Source organism: Xenorhabdus santafensis (assembly GCF_033949405.1).
In the GTDB taxonomy this organism is placed as follows: Bacteria; Pseudomonadota; Gammaproteobacteria; order Enterobacterales; family Enterobacteriaceae; genus Xenorhabdus; species Xenorhabdus santafensis.
This window is the reverse complement of the sequence record NZ_VCDN01000363.1, coordinates 1-336: the sequence shown is the minus strand read 5'-3', so window position 1 is coordinate 336 and position 336 is coordinate 1. Positions and strand designations below refer to the sequence as shown.

1 pseudogene is annotated in these 336 nt (G+C 39.3%); it reads right to left on the bottom strand.

The window, feature by feature from the left end:
* A pseudogene (locus tag FE392_RS20580) lies at positions 1-336 on the bottom strand (IS110 family transposase); the annotation flags it as partial.

Sequence of the window (336 nt, the reverse complement as noted above, 5' to 3'; positions counted from 1 at the left end):
TTGGCCAATTTCAGCAATGATACCGGCAGCGAAAACAGGACCTACTCCAGGAATAGATTCAAGTGTTTGGGTCAAACCAGCCATGATTTTTTTAATAGACTTTTCTAATTCCTTGATTTGTTGTTGAAACGTACGAATGACTGCGATGGATGTACCTAAGATGACATCTATTGAATCTTCTACAACCTTATCCAAGCGATAAGAAGCTTTCACAGCTTTTTGAATGGATGCTGCTACGCATTTTGGATCACCAAAACGGTTTCGACTTTTTTCCTGTAGGAACTCAGCGAGTTCTTCTAAAGGCATGTTAGCTAGTTCTTCTAGACTGAATTTTTC